The 15,540-nt window shown below is 38.1% G+C and carries 17 protein-coding genes; 1 reads left to right on the top strand and 16 read right to left on the bottom strand.

The genetic code is table 11. The features are described from left to right. Positions 1-57 precede the first annotated feature (57 nt). The 8 genes from ABD985_RS16320 to ABD985_RS16285 all read right to left on the bottom strand — a co-directional run bounded on the left by ABD985_RS16320 (position 58) and on the right by ABD985_RS16285 (position 5,993). Complete coding sequence (locus ABD985_RS16320; protein ID WP_345373582.1) at positions 58-591, bottom strand: class I SAM-dependent methyltransferase; 534 nt, start codon at positions 589-591, stop codon at positions 58-60. Between the two features lie 87 nt (positions 592-678). After that, entirely contained in the window at positions 679-1,056 is a 378-nt protein-coding gene (locus ABD985_RS16315; RefSeq protein ID WP_345373579.1) for a VOC family protein, read from the bottom strand. A 16-nt stretch (positions 1,057-1,072) separates the two neighbouring features. Next, complete coding sequence (locus ABD985_RS16310; protein ID WP_345373578.1) at positions 1,073-1,666, bottom strand: hypothetical protein; 594 nt, start codon at positions 1,664-1,666, stop codon at positions 1,073-1,075. Positions 1,667-1,698: 32 nt separating this feature from the next. Then, the gene (locus ABD985_RS16305) at positions 1,699-2,031 is read right to left on the bottom strand and encodes a hypothetical protein (protein ID WP_345373576.1); all 333 of its coding nucleotides are present in this window, start codon (positions 2,029-2,031) and stop codon (positions 1,699-1,701) included. A 65-nt stretch (positions 2,032-2,096) separates the two neighbouring features. Then, a complete protein-coding gene (locus ABD985_RS16300) occupies positions 2,097-2,732 on the bottom strand; it encodes a hypothetical protein (protein ID WP_345373574.1) in 636 nt (211 codons plus the stop codon). Between the two features lie 321 nt (positions 2,733-3,053). Further along, positions 3,054-3,260: a hypothetical protein gene (locus ABD985_RS16295; protein ID WP_345373573.1), complete on the bottom strand. Its 207-nt coding sequence runs from the start codon at positions 3,258-3,260 to the stop codon at positions 3,054-3,056. A 485-nt stretch (positions 3,261-3,745) separates the two neighbouring features. Continuing rightward, positions 3,746-5,176: a protein adenylyltransferase SelO gene (locus tag ABD985_RS16290; RefSeq protein ID WP_345373571.1), complete on the bottom strand. Its 1,431-nt coding sequence runs from the start codon at positions 5,174-5,176 to the stop codon at positions 3,746-3,748. 328 nt (positions 5,177-5,504) lie between these two features. Further along, on the bottom strand, positions 5,505-5,993 hold the full coding sequence (locus ABD985_RS16285) for a DUF4199 domain-containing protein (RefSeq protein WP_345373570.1): 489 nt from the start codon (positions 5,991-5,993) through the stop codon (positions 5,505-5,507). A gap of 225 nt (positions 5,994-6,218) precedes the next feature. On the opposite strand from ABD985_RS16285, the gene ABD985_RS16280 reads away from it, so the two are divergent. Then, positions 6,219-6,857, top strand: coding sequence for an SH3 domain-containing protein (locus ABD985_RS16280; protein ID WP_345373568.1), 639 nt, complete (start codon positions 6,219-6,221; stop codon positions 6,855-6,857). Between the two features lie 258 nt (positions 6,858-7,115). Here ABD985_RS16280 and ABD985_RS16275 read toward each other — a convergent pair whose 3' ends face one another. The 8 genes from ABD985_RS16275 to ABD985_RS16240 form a co-directional block, all read right to left on the bottom strand. Then, on the bottom strand, positions 7,116-7,802 hold the full coding sequence (locus tag ABD985_RS16275) for a sulfotransferase family protein (protein ID WP_345373566.1): 687 nt from the start codon (positions 7,800-7,802) through the stop codon (positions 7,116-7,118). Positions 7,803-7,838: 36 nt separating this feature from the next. After that, positions 7,839-8,477: a hypothetical protein gene (locus ABD985_RS16270; RefSeq protein ID WP_345373565.1), complete on the bottom strand. Its 639-nt coding sequence runs from the start codon at positions 8,475-8,477 to the stop codon at positions 7,839-7,841. A 513-nt stretch (positions 8,478-8,990) separates the two neighbouring features. Then, the gene (locus tag ABD985_RS16265) at positions 8,991-9,545 is read right to left on the bottom strand and encodes a GNAT family N-acetyltransferase (protein WP_345373563.1); all 555 of its coding nucleotides are present in this window, start codon (positions 9,543-9,545) and stop codon (positions 8,991-8,993) included. Positions 9,546-10,218: 673 nt separating this feature from the next. Next, positions 10,219-11,016: a DUF4241 domain-containing protein gene (locus ABD985_RS16260; protein ID WP_345373561.1), complete on the bottom strand. Its 798-nt coding sequence runs from the start codon at positions 11,014-11,016 to the stop codon at positions 10,219-10,221. A 76-nt stretch (positions 11,017-11,092) separates the two neighbouring features. Beyond that, the gene (locus tag ABD985_RS16255; protein ID WP_345373559.1) at positions 11,093-11,782 is read right to left on the bottom strand and encodes a hypothetical protein; all 690 of its coding nucleotides are present in this window, start codon (positions 11,780-11,782) and stop codon (positions 11,093-11,095) included. A gap of 56 nt (positions 11,783-11,838) precedes the next feature. After that, on the bottom strand, positions 11,839-12,258 hold the full coding sequence (locus ABD985_RS16250; RefSeq protein WP_345373557.1) for a hypothetical protein: 420 nt from the start codon (positions 12,256-12,258) through the stop codon (positions 11,839-11,841). A gap of 396 nt (positions 12,259-12,654) precedes the next feature. Further along, positions 12,655-13,317, bottom strand: a complete 663-nt coding sequence (locus ABD985_RS16245) for a hypothetical protein (RefSeq protein WP_345373555.1) — start codon at positions 13,315-13,317, stop codon at positions 12,655-12,657. 614 nt (positions 13,318-13,931) lie between these two features. Then, positions 13,932-15,401, bottom strand: coding sequence for a TolC family protein (locus ABD985_RS16240; protein WP_345373553.1), 1,470 nt, complete (start codon positions 15,399-15,401; stop codon positions 13,932-13,934). Positions 15,402-15,540 lie beyond the last annotated feature (139 nt).

Raw genomic sequence — 15,540 nt, 5'->3', positions numbered from 1 at the left:
ATAAGACCTTTATGGCTTTCTTTTTTATTTAGACTGAATTTCTACCCTTGATTCGCATTAAAACACAAAAAAGGGCTTTAAGAAGCTATTATTGGGGATACTTATTTCTATAAAGCTAATCTTTCCATTACTCTTTAAAAGACGGTAAACTTCTTTCGCTAATGCTTGCAGTTGTGCATGATTAAATGTCTTCAAGCCAAATGCCGAGGTGATAAAATCAGCGGTATTGGACTCCAGACTATTGAAAAAAACATCTTCTTGTTGAACTGCTATCTTTGTCAACCTTTTCTTAGATATATTCTCAATCGCCTTATTGGTCATGGTTTCGGAGATATCCAACCCCGTCAAGGCACAGTTAGGCAATTGATCTTTAATCAAAGAAAAGCACTCCCCCATTCCTGACATTAAATCATAACCAATCTTTTCATTTTCATCCTGATCAAGATCAAGATTGTTGATACACCTTTTTCTCCAAATCTCCGTAAACCCAAATGATGAAATATAATTGAGCACTCCATAAGTGGAAGCCATTCGATCAAAGAGACGACTAACATATTCGGGGGAATATTCCTTTTCGACAGTTTCTTGCATTGTGATTATTAATACCTAAGAATATTTTGATAGAAAGAATGTATCATGCATAGGTCTAGAACATGTGTTTGATCAACAAGGGGGGAACTATGCTATTCGCCAAGGCGGGTTCAGTCGGTTTTCTCCAGCATAAAATAATATCAGTTGATTTCCATCCACATCTTTCAATCGGGCTTCTCTCCACAACCAACGCTGATCCGTTGGCTCTTGATCGAATGTAATTCCACTTTGTTTTATTTTCTCAACTTGTTCATCAAGGTTTTCACATTCGAAATACACGTAAACTCCATCTCCTTGAGGTAATTCTTTCGTTTGATGAATTGAAAAGGTCGAGTTGCCATCTGGGCATTCAAAGCGTGCATAATGTGGTAAAGATTTCACAATCAATTTCAGACCTAATTTTTCATAAAAAGGAATTGATTTTGTTAAATCCAATGAGGGGACTGTGATCTGATTTAAGTTCATAGTTTAGTTTTTGGTTCTATTCAGGCTTTGAGTATTCAATCAGTTCTTCTACGTAGTTAAAATCACCTTGAGTCTGGGTCAGCTTAATGAAGCTTTTTAACTCCGGAGTATACAGCCAAACCTCTTCTTCATCGGCATTATATCCTCTAGAATTCGAAATCTTACCCGTGTATTGAATAGTATAGGCCATGAAGGTTCCGGCTTCCACCGTTTCTTCTTGATAGGACAAAACCTCTGCATTCTGACTTTGCTTTCCCGTTGTTCCATCCTGACTTGTCCAACTATTCTCATACTTCCACTTTTTACCCACTTGCAACGGCCAGTCGTACTTTGGTGTTTCACTTTCATCCTGCTTAACAATATCAACAACGGGAACTGTATCATTTCCGATGGTCATACCTAAAACTCCATCAACATTGACGATCTCTCTGGTATCTTCTCCATCCGAGCGTACTTCTCCTTCCGTGGTTACACCTTTATATTTCCAGACCCACTTTTCGCCAACTTGGTAGTCCGCTAAAGTTGGTTGCGGGGCCTTATAAGATTGCACTGGACTGTTACAAGCGGTAAGTATTGCTAAAGCAAAAAATATTGCAAGTTGAATTTTCATGTTTAAAAAATATAATTGGTTTTATGCTTCATTTATTCTGATTCGTGGAAATATTCATAAGCTAACCCTTCTATTTCTCCCTGTAGCTTACCTCCACAGATTTGATTCCCATTTTCATCCTTTAAAACATAAGCTTCCTGTATACTACCAATTGAGGCGCATCCATCTAACCCAAGTAGTATGGAATAAAAGGTGTCCGTCAGTATTCCATCCACTACTTTTTTCATTATGTCAGCTTGTTGGTCCGTCAGGTTAAGTGATTTGATTAATTGTCCAACTTCTGATTCAGTATTTTCAGAAAGATATTCAATTAGAATATCCTGCTTTTCTTCATGAAATGCCTTTACAAATTCTTCTGTGTTCATTATTTTTTAGCTTGCGGGTAGCGTTTGGTGTAAATCGAAAGAGTCATGAATTTTAAATGTTATTATCAATTTATAATTCGCTCAAAAGTATAAAAGAGTTGCCCATGGTCACCAAGAAAAATTAATTTATCATCAAATACATCAACAAGGAGCTGCCGAGAACCTGAGTTTAAATTACTGTCCCAAACCACTAACATGTTGGAGCTAATATTCCAATCTCCTTCCGAAATATAGAATAATCTTTCCGGCTCATTAGTATTGTGCTTCTTAATGAAGAATCTACCTGAAATATCAAATACAAGTTCAGAGTCACCATTCCCCCACTTGCCAATTATTTTCTTTTTGGCATATTTAGAAAACCCTCTATTCTTCTGAGTTTTATTCATAGCGTTTGCTATGTGATACTTCAAAAAATCCATACCATTTTGATGTCCATCTCTCTCTCTGGATACCAACATGTTAAATGTCCAATTTTCACTTTCAGGATAGTTTTTAGTTAACTTCCATTCAATTGGCTCTTTGTTTTGGTTTAATGACAAATCAACCACTGATCCAATTAATACATCCTTTACAAGGTAAAGTACGTTGTCATCTAGAATAGAAGTTATCCTAATTTGCACTGCCCCTTCATCCTCTTTACAATAAAGATGAATAGCATTCTTTTGGGTGTGGTTAATTTCTATTAAATGCCAAGTATCCATATTTTTATTGCTTATGACGCCATTGCTATTATCAGTTACGTTAGTGTTTAAACAAGTAATTGAAGATAGCTAATTTTAACACACGTATTAAATTTCAATTATAAAGTAAGGATGCTCATTCCTTTTTACTATTAAATACATAACATGCGATTTGCCGTTAGGTTGTTCTATCTCAATCCCCTTCTTTAACTTAGCAATCCACTTATTTCTTTTCTTATAGAATTGACGTTTTTCCTTTCTAGTTGCTTTTTCATTCCAACTTATAAATGCAAACGGGGAGTCAATCATATAAAAGTTACCTAAAAAATTATTTTTAAACTCTTATAGCTCCATATTTCTAATTTTTATTGAGAGTTTACCAATAAATTCTATTATAAACCCTTCGCTATTCTTGTCTACATAAGTTTGAAACTCTCCATTTATAGTAGATAGCTTAGATGCTCTTACGTTATTCCCGCTATTTATCTTTTGAATAGTAGCTCCAAGCAGAGGTGTGCCATCTTCATAGTCATAAACAACTCCTGACACTAAGTATTTGTCTTGTGAATAGGCGTCTTTTCAATTTAAACACATCTTGAAATATCACAAAACTTTATAAGGCAATTCCCTTTAAGGAGCATACAATATTTACAAAACAGCCCATGCCATCAATTCTATATTTCACCCAAACGTCGTCCTATTTTTACGTAGACGATAGGCTAAAGCCTACCGCTGTTATTATCTATCCCATAAATGGGAATTTAAGAGTTCATTTTTAACCCATTAATGGGTTTATCCTCTTAGCGGTGGGTTTCCAACCCATCGTCTACGAAAAAATAGTTGAAGGCATTATACTATAGGATAAGGTGCTATATCACTCCATTTCAATGGAAAGTGTTTTTTTGAACAAGCCTTGGGATTTTACCTTACCCACAAAATCTCCCAACAAAAAAGGTATATCAAACGGTTAGTGTCCGTTTAATATACCCTAGCTAGCAAACTCCCTCTGCCTGAGTCAGTATTCCAATATAGGTTTATGTCCCACAATACGTTCGATAATCCGAATCGAAATTGGCAGGCACAACCTGTATCGAGAATGTATCCTCATAAGGTGAGGATAACTCCTCTAAAAAGGTATGAAAAGATTGCATATCTCCTGAAGCTCCGGCCTTTAACACCTCTTCTACCAAGTGGTTTCTTGGAATGATAACCGGATTATTTTGCTTCATTAAAGCATCACTTTCTGCGACACTGCTCTCTCGCACTCTTGCCTTTTCCCATTTCGTATACCAAGTTTCAAATACCTCTTCCTTTCTCAACTTGTCTATCAACTCCCCTCCTCTTCTCAGTGCGGTAAAGAAGTTGGTATAGTCTACTTTATATTCTATAAGGTAGCCCAGACAATCCTCTACCAACGGGCGATCTTCTTCAACGGGGTTCGCAATGCCCAGCTTATGGCACATCATCTCAAAATAGGCCTTGGAGAAGTCCTCCGGGAACTGATTCAACACTTCCTGTGCTTTTTCCTTGGCCGCTTCTTCTTCCTTATCGATCAACGGAAGGAGTGCGTTGGCTAAGACCCTCAGGTTCCAGTAGGCCATTTTAGGCTGGCTGCCGTAAGCGTATCGACCTTGTGTATCAATGGAGCTAAACACCGTATTGGGATGGTAGGCGTTCATAAAGGCACAAGGACCGTAATCGATGGTTTCCCCAGAGATGGCCATATTATCGGTATTCATCACCCCGTGGATAAACCCAACTCTTAGCCAATCAATGATTAAGGCCTTCTGCTTTTGCATCACTGTCTGCAGTAGGGCCAAAGCCTGATTTTGATGGTCCTTTAATTCCGGATAGTGTCTTTGAATGGTGTATTCCAGTAACTCCTGTAGGTCTCCGGCCTCCCCGAAGTAACGTGCATACTCAAAAGTACCCACACGGATATGGCTTGCCGCTACTCTGGATAGGATCCCGCCCTCATGCGTTTGCTCCCGATACACGGCATCTGTCGTTTTGACTACCGACAGACTTCTTGTGGTAGGGATACGCAATGCATGCATGGCTTCACTGATCAGGTATTCCCTTAGCATAGAGTACAAGGTTGCCCTGCCATCTCCCCTTCTGGAATAGGCTGTTTTTCCGGAACCCTTGAGCTGTAGGTCATACAAGCCCTTGCCGGTCTTCATCTCCCCCAATAGCACTGCACGTCCATCTCCAAGGAGGTTAAAGTGTCCAAACTGATGTCCTGCATATGCCTGAGCAATCGCCTCACTCTCCGGCACGGTCTCATTCCCCGAAAGATAGGCCAATGCCTTTTCTTCTTCCTTTAAATATTCCTCTACGCCTAACTCCTCCGCCAACGCCTTATTGTACAGGACCATTTCAGGATTGCTGACAAACTCCGGAGCCTGTACTGAGTATAGGCTTTTGGGAAGCTGCGTTTTATATGTGTGTTTTAACCAAGTCATAAAATTGTATTTCCTGATCTAACGAATGGGAAAAGGGTTTTGTTATCACTTTTCCAATATTGATAGGGAAGCAATTTATGGCTGAGGTTGGTTAAGGTTGAATAAATAACTACCATACTGCCAAACCGCTTTGTTGAATCGTTGAATTTCACCTTCGGTGAGTTGAATTGAGCTTCGCTCGTTGATTTGAGTTGATATGTTGTATGAGTATAAATATATATCAATCAACAGTTCAACTCAAATCAACGAGCGAAGCTCAATTCAACGATTCAACGATTCAACAAAGCGGTCAGGTAGTATGCGGTTTATCACACCTCAATGAACCCTATTATTCCCCCTCTTTTGTTCTAATGAAAATCATAGCAATTGCCATCGTAATTATTCCCATGACCAAAGCGCCTATTACTCCTTGGATCGCATAATTCTCATAATTGAAATTAGCTTCGGCTTCGGCAATCGTTTGATAATATCCTAGTTCTACTGAACGCTTGATCACGTTGGTAAAATACTCCGGAGTGATGAGATAAGAGGTAATCCATTGTGCTAATGGACTTAATAAGGCAATGAAAATGGACAGGATAATTCCGGATATAAGCCCTTCCTTATAACTTATTTGCCCTCCATAAAAATTATTCTTTTTATCCTTTAATGCCATCACCATTACGATGATTGCTGGGATGGCAAAAAGATTGGTGAGGTACAAGTGATAGTCAATGTATTGATCATGTAGTCCACTTAGTTTTTCAAGCACCATCCAAAGCAATGTGACTGCAGTAAAGATAACTGCCCATTTTAGTTCAATTTTGATATGTTTCATTTTCATTATTTATCTGTGTGAAATATCACTTCGTGACGACCTATTATGCTGTAAAACCAATATTTCCATAAGAGCTTGGGATAGGTACAATATTCGACTAGCAGACCGTAAAGGAAGTACGTTCTTTATTTTAGATAATTGTTTTTCACGACTACTTGTAGTTTCTGTTAACCCTCCCCTCATTTATTTTTTCCGTAAACAATTTAAAACTATCTCTCTACAAATATGAACTACAATATAGAATTAACAAGCGGTAGCAACAAGCTTTCAAAAAAAGGAGAAAAAGGCTACTGGAAGCGAGAACTTTACCAAAAAATAGGATGGGGAATTATTGCTATAGATTTTGTAATCGTTCTGGTGGAGCTTTATCTGGACCGGGATTGGTATACTTCCATTATACAATCTGACCGCATTATTTTATATGTTATCCCACTCATTGCCGGAACAGCATTACTTCAAAAAAGCTTCCATATCTTCAAGACACTGAAAACAGGCGAACTACCGGATCCTGTTTCTACCACACAGTCCGTACAGATTGATCATCAGGGGATCCTTTTCAATTTAGAGCAGCAAAAGCAAAGAAGCTATTTCAATGAGCAACGATGGGGCAGTAAGTTACTTCCTGGCCGTTATATCCTTTTTGAAGAAGTCGCTTCAGTAGAAATCCAGATCAGCGGCTTCAAGTTTGTAATGAAAGAAGCCAACCGAACTCCTCTTTTTATTGACCTGGTTTCTGTCAGAGAAGAAGAGAAGGTCGAACTGGCACAGGTCATGATCAAGTGCTGCGAGGAGAAAGAAATTGATTATACGCTGACAAAGCTATATGAAAGGCTGGAGAGAAAGGTGTTGTCGAAAAAGATTTAATCTCTGTTAGCTTTTTTCGTTAGCCTCTCCATCTGGTCTCAGAGTTCAGCGAGTATTCGAGGCACGAGAATATTTGCGCTCTGAGACCACACTATCGGTTTTGCACTGCTCTAATTTAGTGGTAAACGGCAAGTCAAAGAGCGCTTTATCACTTTTGTAGTCACCTAGACTTTACAGCAACGCTGAACTCTTTGACTAGGATTCAAATTCTTTTTTTATCTGGTCTCAGAGTATTAGGATAAGAAAAATATCCACTTCTTATTCTACAAACTTTCCTCTAATCAACAACTCGTCCATTTTTTCATTGAACTCTACACGTTGATTTGACTTTGGAAATGAATTATCAGGAACATTGGTGTTCAGGAAGTCGCACAAAGGACCCCATCCATCATTGATATTATAAATAAGCAGTTGCTCTTTGGGAACGATCCTCTTAATGTATTCCTCATGCTCCAAAAAGACTTTTATAGCAAAATCTTTGTCCTGAAATTTTGATTCAAACTGCCCTTTCCAAATGATTTTATCATTGAACATAAATACAGGAGAAACCTTTCTGAAGTCCTTGTAAAGGATTGAGTTTTTAATCATTCTCAATATATCACTGAAACCATTTGGAACACCTCTATACACCGTATTCAAAACGCTTTCATACCATTGTTCCGGGTCCCTGCTAGTATGAATGACTTTTAAATCGGGGTTTAACTTAAGCATGTCTTCAACATAAAGACACCCTGGGTAATCGACAACACTTTTGAAACCGCTAAAAAATGACTCCCAATCGGTATTCCCTTGCTTATGCCCTTGTTGTAGAATAGATAAGCGTGAAGGATCCTTGAGCAATTCAATCATATGATAACATGGCGCCTGAGTTAGCTCCTCCAATGCATTTTTTAGGGACATGGTGCCTGTTCTGGCAAGTCCACTTCCTATAATTTCTAGTTTCATAAGTTGATTTTGTTATTTTTATAGGTTCAGGGAAGCTTAATTATAATGTATCGGCTGGCCTGAATAGATTTCTTTTATTTCACCTCCTTCATCAAAGATAAAAAAGAAAAAAGTTGACCGTCCATACCAAGCTCCAGTATCATAAGGCGTACAAAAACTCATTAACTCTGCCGATAGGGTGTTCTTATAGATGTCTGAAAAAAAGACTTGATAACCATCTTTCCTTTTTGAGGGTAACGCTTGTAATGAGCCAATGATTTCGTCTTCATCCTTCATGGTATAATCCCCAAAAAAAACTGAAAGTGAATCAATAATTTCATTGACTTCCTCACAAGTGTTTAGTCCCATTCGAAGAGCGACAATACATTCATGGGATAAGTTATAGTTTCTTTTGATATAGTCTTCTATAGGGAAGCCTCTACGAATCTCATTAAATTTATATGCAACTTGAAGTTCGCTCTCAAATTTCAGTCTAGCCCTCCTTCCATTAGCCCTTCGGACACAACAATCCTCACAATGATCAGCAAATGTTTTACTATCAACATACTGTATTTTAACAATTGAGTCATTGAGATAGTCGTAAGCTTTTTCGTAGAGCACAGACGGTTGAGTTTGGGCCTCGGATTGTATTGCTCCCCCTATCAGTAGCAATATGAAAATTACACTTTGTTTCATCTTTGAATTATTATTAGGTATATAAGACACTCGACATTCAAACAAACGGTTTGCATTCATTACTCACGATCTAATAACACCTAAACACTTCTTTTAATCGAGCGTAACGGGTATAACATACCGCCCTCCTTCTGTATTACCACCTTTTGTCAATGACACTCTTGTCGACATTTGATCATCAAACCTATGAGCTAAGGCTTTTATATAAACGGTACCTATACTTTACTGATGAGCAAGATATTAGAATAGTAAGCAATGTAAAGGTTAATTCTAGTCGCATAGAGTATTGATTATATCAGAAGGCTTCATCTGGTCTCAGAGTTCAGCGAGTATTCGAGGCACGAGAATATTTGCGCTCTGAGACCAGACTATCAGTTTTGCACTGCTCTAATTTAGTGGTAAACGGCAGGTCAAAGAGCGTTTTGTCACTTTTGTAGTCATCTGGACTTTACAGCAACGCTAAACTTTTTGACCAGGATATAGAGTATTGCACAACAGTTTTGTTATAAACAGTTATTTTTCATCCCATTCATCTTTCAATATACTATAATACAAAGTATCTCTTCTTCGATTATTGGTCATTAAAGTATGACTTCTTAGCACCCCTTCCTTCACGAGTCCAACCTTTTCCATTGCTTTTTTAGCGGGAATATTTAGAACATCGGTTTTAAACTCAATTCTTAAGGTTTCTGTTTCGGTAAACAGATAGTTGAACAGTAACTTTTTGACGTGCCCATTTATGCCAGTCCCCTGATATGCTTTTGAGATCCAAGTCCATCCTATTTCGACTCGTTTATTGACTTCTGAAATATTTCCAATTCTCGTTGTTCCTATAATATTATCATTGATTGGATCTATGATAACCAAAGGCAATGCCTTATGCTGTTCGAGCTCAGACAAAGCCGTCTCAATCCATTGTTTTAAGACTGAGCTATCAGAAAGGTCCGCAGTAAAGTAATACCACATTTTTGGGTCGGCTGTCAAAGTTTTCATTTCCTCGAAATCTTCAACGTTCATTGGTCTCAAAAAGACTTTTTCAGAATGTATCGTTTTTTGAAAATCTAACATAATTCACTTTTACTTTTTCAATGATGTACAAACCAATGGGTGTTTTTTCACTCTATTCCAAAGTATATCTTGTAAAGGAATAATTGGAGCTGTCTGATTTATGGATATTATAATGCTGTGCAACGTATAAGTAATCATTGAGCACTATTTTTGGTGATCCATGCTCCGAACTTATCTCTATTTTGAAGATTTCCCCATCTTCAATCCTATGTAAATACTGTCTGTATACCCAAGGTAGAAAGGTTTGCTCAATAGATTCAAAATACCTATATGGCTCATTGAGGTCTTTAAAACTGGAATAATTATTTGAGCTATGTGGATCTTCAAAATAACCTTCAAATACTACATTCTTCACCTCCTTGGGCAGTTCAGAATAATGTAGTGTCTTCTTGTCACAGTTTTCAATCCCAACGGACCCGCAGCTAAGAAGTCCGAATGAAGCAAGAATACCACACCGGAGAATCAAGTTTTCTAAGCGTTTTGAAAGATTCATTTTTTATGGTTTGACAGGTGTAATAAGTATTTTATCAATTACGCTTAACGTTACGTGTATGAAGCGTAGCCGTTTAAGGTTTGATTTATCACCGAGTAATTCTAGCTGATTGACAGGCTTTCTATGAAATACCTCAGCCACAGACTAGCAATGATTGCATATAGAATTTTGTGGTATCATTTACTTTTCTTCATCATAAGTAAGTTGAATATAATCAGTAATTAATTTTACAGCATTTCCATATTTGTCATATCCAACATATCTAGGATAAAAACCGTCACCATACCCCGTTCCAAACATTATAATATTCCCTGTATCGCTAATTCTGTAATTTATCCAATCTTCACCTCTGGATGATTGAGGGATGTTTTCGTTTGCTTTAAAAAGAGGCTCCAGTTCATCAAGATAGAAATTACCTTCAGGCGTATTTTCATAGAACTCCTCAATTTTTGAACAATAAGATTTCCAAACAGAGTAATCAGAGAAAGAACCGAGTCCGTTTTCGACTGGGTACATACCATTCATTTTCTTTTCAAAATCATCTTGGAGAAGATCTTCAGAAATCAAAGACATTCTCCATTCTGTAACAGCTGATTGAGAAAAGATTATTTCTGCATATGCAACTCTCCCTTGAAAGTCTTCTTCTAATCCGATGTAGATGTTAACTGGATAATCACCAGGTTTTACTGTCCAAGATTGAGGGAGTCCAAGTTCTCTATACATTGGATCTGTACAAACTATTTGCCCAGTTGGAGTACTCAGTGTTCCTATTTCGAATCGGTCGTAATACTTATTATTCTTTAAATCCTCAAAATCAGAGTAGTTAAAAGTAACTTCTTCTCCAAATATTGTTTGATTGACCGTCTTTTCAGTTTCGGTTGTCGATTTCAATTCTTCAGCTTTTTGTTCCTTTGCTGTTTGGTTACATCCAAATACCCCAAAGAATCCAATAATAATAAACAGTTTATATTTTTTCATCTTGCGTAACACAACGTTTTGGCTATAAATCATGTCGCTTCGCACCATGATTTATAGCCTTTGTTACCTGCTGGTTTTATTTTCTTTTTTCTTTTAATTCCTCCTCAATTTTGTCATGAAGATTTGTTTTAATCCACTCATTCATTTGGTTTTTATCTTCTCCGTTCGAGGCGTGCCAAGGACTTTCTTCGTTGAACAAAAGTGAATCTGATTTCAAATCATAAAGTGAATGGTATAAATTTCCTCGTTCAAATACTAAGTAATCGTTTTCTATAAACAATCTAATATTCTCCATATTCTTAGGTCCTTCGTCATAGTTCCAAAATATTTTTGTCAACGAAGAATCAGATTTCAGCTTGTCACGATTTAGTTTGTCATCATTCTTCCAATCACTTTTGTTCCATTTTACAATATCCCATTCTACGTCATCAAATCCTGCGATTGTAAAATATAAGACATAAACATTGTCGCCATATTCAAGGTGTTGCTGGTACAAATAATCTTTAAAGAAGGATTGGTAGACTATCATTCTGGCTTCCATATATTTCATTGCCCCTTCCTTATTCAATCCTTCTGTTTCCTTATCCAAATATTTGTCAGCAATGGTCAGTGAGTCAATTAATACCTTTTGTTCAATGAGTTCATTGACTTCAAGTTCGGCTATTTGATCGAAGTAAAATTCAACACTTCTGTATTCGAGTTCTTGATTTTGGCTTTGACAACTTATGGTCAAGATTAATAGAAGTCCTATTAGTATTTTTCTCATTGTCGTTTTTTCAGCGTGCAGGTAACACTAAGTATAGCTCTCGTAGAGTCTTTGATTTATAGCTTTTTGTAGTAAAATTGATTGAGATATTCATCTTCTAAATCATTCCAGATCTCTCCATTTTTTCTCTTCACTTTTATCCAAACAAGACCTTTATCTGTCATTTTGAACCATTCCTTTGATGAAACTTCAGCAAGAGTATCCATTTCTGAAGCAAAATCTATTCTCTCTAAATATAAAGTGTCATTATCAACTCTAAAGTTAAACTCATAATTAAACTCACTTTCACAAGAATATGCATAGCCTCTAGAGGCTTCAAAAACTAAGGAATCTACACATTTAGGAAATTCAGGCATAGGTGAATTAACCCATTTTGAATTCTGAATATCTAACTCAGATAACGATAGACGATTGTTCTGTTGATTTAAGCAACTAGAAGAGATGATAGTTAGAAAGATTAAAAAAATGTTCTTCATGTTTAGCTTTTAAATTTGTAGGCTACAACAATGTAATAAACGCCATATAGCCTTTATCCGTAAATAATAGGTAGTAAAGCCCTATTGCTTTTATCCCCATTGTATCAATTCCTTTTCAATTTAGCCACATCTTGAGATATTGCAAATTATTACAAGGAAATCACCACCTAACACACATCAATAAATACTAAAACAACCCTATCACCCATACTATATTTTGCCCCTCCAAGAACCTTCCCTTCTAATAAGATAAAATCTCTCATGCAAAAAAGGTGCATTAAACGTTTAGTATACGGATACTATACGTTTAATACACCTTTATATTTCCGGTTTAGCAACGAGCCTTTACCATCAATTTAAATTGTCAATAGCTGATACATTATCGTTTTTTTAGCCTTATCGCTTCCAGGTAATACTCCCACATTCAATTTCTTTCCCATTAACGTAGTAAAATAGTTTTTGTCCCTCCATACGAAGGCCTGTCCGCAGGACACCTCCTACTCCTTTATTGAAAAGTGTCACCACATAAAAGCTGCTTATATCCTTAGCGCCAATACTTTTTTTCAACGTGGAGGGTTGATCCAGGTGATTATCTAATGTCTTTTTTAAATCAAGCCCATAATTAAATAAAGTTTCTTTCGCAGGTGTCATTGTATCAGAGGGAATCAAGAGCCTGAACGATCTATCTGATGAAGAGGAAAGTGGATATAAACTATTCGGAAATTCTATGGCCAACTCAAGAGGAGTGGTTGTTCTATTGGTTATACGTGTCCAAAAAATAGCGTACATATATTCCCTCCCCATAAAGTCCGTGTATTTTAGCCCCCCTTTGGGGTAACTGTTTTCAATGATTAGAGAATGATCATTAGCATCAACGTACACATATTGGGTGTCTATACTTTTGTGCGCAGTATCCGCTGGACTTTTTGGGTTTTCAGTGTTCTCCAGCATCCTGAAATGCTCTTTTCTCTCTGAAACTTTAGGGGATGTTGGTGGCGGTTCTTGCCCACAGGAAAAAACTGTCAACGCTATCGCCATGAATACTATGACTTTTTTCATGATCGTATCTACTTAGGTATGAGATGCAATGTCGTCAAGTTAAGGAAACAGTGCATGTAGAAAGAGTAGTGCAAACCCGATGCAGGTCGTAGGGAGCAGGATTATTAAGATTGAAAAAATAACCGTCATACTACCTAATGGCTTTGTTGAACCGTTGAATCGTTGAATTTCACCTTTGGTGAGTTGATTCGAGTTGAATCGTTTATTGAATTCAATAAACGATTCAACTCGAATCAACGAGCGAAGCTCAATTCAACTCAATACGAAGTATTGAAATTCAACGATTCAACAAAGCTGTTGGGTAGTGTGACGGATAAATATTCAAACTTAATCCCCCCCCCTATGTGATGTCATCCCTTCGGGATTATACCTTAAAACCCTGAAAGGGTGACATCACATAGGGGCGGATTTTAATCCGTCACTATACGGAACATGACGAGTACTTATTCAAACTTAATGAGCTTACGACCAGTTTCTAGACCAAAACATAATGGGAGCGAGGACGCTAGGACTAGTATTTAGCTTAAGCTGACGGTATTGAATTATAACAATACATTGTCCACTGTTCACTGCCCACTGTTCACTGCCCACTGTTCACTGTTCACTGCTCACTGCTAATTGACAATATATTGAATGCCTTCTCCCTTATCGAAGTCATACAACGTTTGCTGTCTTAAAGAATAGTACTGCGACCAGTAGCTTCTCAGCACGTTGATGTACTGGGACCAAGAACGTTGCTGCTCGCTGCTGGCATTCTTTACCTGCAACACATCCGTGATACTGCCCATCATATAACGCTTCATGGTATACTCATAGTTAAGGTCGGCCAACTGCATTTGTTTTTTGGCAATTTCCAGCCTTCTTACCTGAATATTGAACTGGTCCACCTGACGGCGAACGTCCAACGCCAATTGTTTCTTGCGTCTTGCTGATCGGCTTTGGGTGGTTTCTTCTTTTACCTTGGCCAGGCGGTAATCTTTCTTGGCACGTTGCCAGTCCAGAATAGGCATAGAAAACGATACGGTTACTCCTTGTTGGTTTTGAAGGTCACGGTAGATATTGGTCAGTTCTGGATCCGCTTCTGATAAACCTACGTTGATATTGGCTTCTCCATTCACCCCTGTACGGGCTTTGGCTTGGGCCGCCTCTATACTGGCATTCAGGGCATCTTCCTCCAGCCTCAATACTTCCGGGCTATTTCTCTCAAATAGCTCTACCGCCATTTGTGCATCAATTTGCTTTACGGGAAGCTCTTCGGGTACCATCAATTTTACGGACTGATCCAAGTCCAACTGCAGCATCTCCTTGAAGTTCATACTTACCTCGGCTAGCTTGGCTTCTGCCTCCACTTGTGAAAGCTCAGCATTGATCATATCGATCTCAAAAGAACGTACTTTTTCGGGCTGTGATGTTCCCAAACGCATGCGTTGCTGCTCTACGCGGAACAGGGTATCGGCATTGGCCAACTGCTCTGTGGCACGCTCCAACTCAATCTGTGCGCTTACTACATCAAAATAGCTATTGGCTACATTCACCGCTACCGTTTCCAATTGCTCTACTAATGCCTTGGATGCTCTACGGTATTGCAATGGCTTTAGTTTTCTGTCCCAACGGTAGGCATTGAACTGAAATAACTTTTGAGAATACCTTAGGTTGACAGGGGTATTATAGTAAATCAAGTTATTTCTCTCCAGGTCATTCCAACGGGCAAAGCTGGTATTCAGGGATAGCTCGGCATTCAATGGAGCAATCTGCTGTGCAATATCTACGCCTACGGAAGTGGAGATATTTTCCTGCTCAAAGAAGGTTACCCCCCCTCCTAGTTCTCCAAAACTTGGCAAGGTCGTCTGCTGTAAGCTTCGGTTGTAACGTACAGGGGTGAAGTTCAGGTTAGCCGTCGGCAAGAATGTCAACTGGTATTTTTCGTACTCCCATGCTTCCGACTGGTACATAAAGCGAGCATCAATCGCATCTTGTGATTGCTCTTGTGCCAGGGCAATGGCCTGTTCTAAGTTTAGTTGCTGCTGCGCCCATGCTGCTCCTGTGATGAAGAGCATGGACAGGATTAGGTATATCTTTTTCATTTGAAATTTGTTTATCGTTTCATGCTTATCGGTTTAGTGTATTGCAAAACCGATGCAGGTCGTAGGCTGGAGCCTACAACCAGTGTCTACATTTTCGGTTATCGTTTATTGGTTATCGCTTATCGTTTGGAATGTGTAA

The sequence above is a fragment of the Algivirga pacifica genome (assembly GCF_039543525.1).
GTDB classification, from domain to species: Bacteria; Bacteroidota; Bacteroidia; order Cytophagales; family Flammeovirgaceae; genus Algivirga; species Algivirga pacifica.
The sequence above is the reverse complement of the archived record's forward strand: the minus strand, read 5'-3'. Positions and strand labels throughout refer to the sequence as shown.

Bases quoted from the DNA above. Each gene is read 5' to 3' on its own strand.
- ABD985_RS16260 (WP_345373561.1), bottom strand. From the start codon at position 11,016: ATGAAAAAATATAAACTGTTTATTATTATTGGATTCTTTGGGGTATTT.
- ABD985_RS16285 (WP_345373570.1), bottom strand. From the start codon at position 5,993: ATGAAACATATCAAAATTGAACTAAAATGGGCAGTTATCTTTACTGCA.
- ABD985_RS16320 (WP_345373582.1), bottom strand. From the start codon at position 591: ATGCAAGAAACTGTCGAAAAGGAATATTCCCCCGAATATGTTAGTCGT.
- ABD985_RS16310 (WP_345373578.1), bottom strand. From the start codon at position 1,666: ATGAAAATTCAACTTGCAATATTTTTTGCTTTAGCAATACTTACCGCT.
- ABD985_RS16240 (WP_345373553.1), bottom strand. From the start codon at position 15,401: ATGAAAAAGATATACCTAATCCTGTCCATGCTCTTCATCACAGGAGCA.
- ABD985_RS16245 (WP_345373555.1), bottom strand. From the start codon at position 13,317: ATGAAAAAAGTCATAGTATTCATGGCGATAGCGTTGACAGTTTTTTCC.
- ABD985_RS16275 (WP_345373566.1), bottom strand. From the start codon at position 7,802: ATGAAACTAGAAATTATAGGAAGTGGACTTGCCAGAACAGGCACCATG.
- ABD985_RS16265 (WP_345373563.1), bottom strand. From the start codon at position 9,545: ATGTTAGATTTTCAAAAAACGATACATTCTGAAAAAGTCTTTTTGAGA.
- ABD985_RS16270 (WP_345373565.1), bottom strand. From the start codon at position 8,477: ATGAAACAAAGTGTAATTTTCATATTGCTACTGATAGGGGGAGCAATA.
- ABD985_RS16280 (WP_345373568.1), top strand. From the start codon at position 6,219: ATGAACTACAATATAGAATTAACAAGCGGTAGCAACAAGCTTTCAAAA.
- ABD985_RS16305 (WP_345373576.1), bottom strand. From the start codon at position 2,031: ATGAACACAGAAGAATTTGTAAAGGCATTTCATGAAGAAAAGCAGGAT.
- ABD985_RS16315 (WP_345373579.1), bottom strand. From the start codon at position 1,056: ATGAACTTAAATCAGATCACAGTCCCCTCATTGGATTTAACAAAATCA.
- ABD985_RS16250 (WP_345373557.1), bottom strand. From the start codon at position 12,258: ATGAAGAACATTTTTTTAATCTTTCTAACTATCATCTCTTCTAGTTGC.
- ABD985_RS16290 (WP_345373571.1), bottom strand. From the start codon at position 5,176: ATGACTTGGTTAAAACACACATATAAAACGCAGCTTCCCAAAAGCCTA.
- ABD985_RS16300 (WP_345373574.1), bottom strand. From the start codon at position 2,732: ATGGATACTTGGCATTTAATAGAAATTAACCACACCCAAAAGAATGCT.
- ABD985_RS16255 (WP_345373559.1), bottom strand. From the start codon at position 11,782: ATGAGAAAAATACTAATAGGACTTCTATTAATCTTGACCATAAGTTGT.